The 846-nt window shown below is 64.8% G+C and carries 1 pseudogene; it reads left to right on the forward strand.

Annotated elements, in window-relative coordinates:
• Positions 1-724: pseudogene (locus tag AC1DYI_RS37190) on the forward strand (hypothetical protein); the annotation flags it as partial.
• Positions 725-846: the final 122 nt, after the last annotated feature.

The following is an 846-nucleotide window of genomic DNA, read 5'->3' on the forward strand; positions in this document are numbered from 1 at the left end:
GGTCGAAAGCTTCGCCCAGTATTCAGCGCTGCTGGTGATGGAGAAGACCTACGGCAAGGAGCAGATGCGCAAGTTCCTGAAGTACGAACTCGACCGCTACCTGCGCCGCCGTGGCGGTGAGGTGGTCGAAGAGCAGCCGCTGGCCCGCGTCGAAGACCAGCCCTACATCCACTACCAGAAGGGCTCGCTGACGCTGTACTGGCTGAAGGAAGTGATCGGCGAGGACAAGGTCAACCGCGCCATGGCGCAGATGCTCAAGCAGTACGCCTTCAAGAGCGCGCCGTTCCCGAACACGACCGACTTCCTGCGCCTGTTGCGCGCCGAGGCCGGCCCCGAGCATGACCAGCTGATCACCGACCTGTTCGAGAAGATCACGCTGTGGGACGCGAAGGCCAGCAACGCCAAGAGCACCAAGCGGGCAGACGGCAAGTACGAGGTCACGTTCGAAGTCGAGGCCAAGAAGTTCTATGCCGATGGCAAAGGCAAGGAGACCGAAGCGCCGCTCGACGAGCCGTTCGACATCGGCGTGTTCAGCGCCGAGCCTGGCCGGCCCGGCTACAGCGCCGCCTCGGTGCTGTCGTTTGCTCGCCAGCGCATCCACACCGGCAAGCAGACGATCACCGTGCTGGTCGACCAGCCGCCGGTGTTCGTCGGGGTGGATCCGTACAACAAGCGGATCGACCGCAACTCGGGCGACAACCTGACCAAGGTCGAGCAACCTTGAGAGCGAGCCACGGCTGACCCCTCACTGGGCAGCACATTGAGCAGCCGGCGTGACGATCGCCACGCCGGCGCGCCGCACGCGGAAAGCGCCTGCCACGAGCAGGGGCTTGTCCCGCCCTTGCC

This window comes from Ideonella sp. P3_A4, assembly GCF_056403075.1.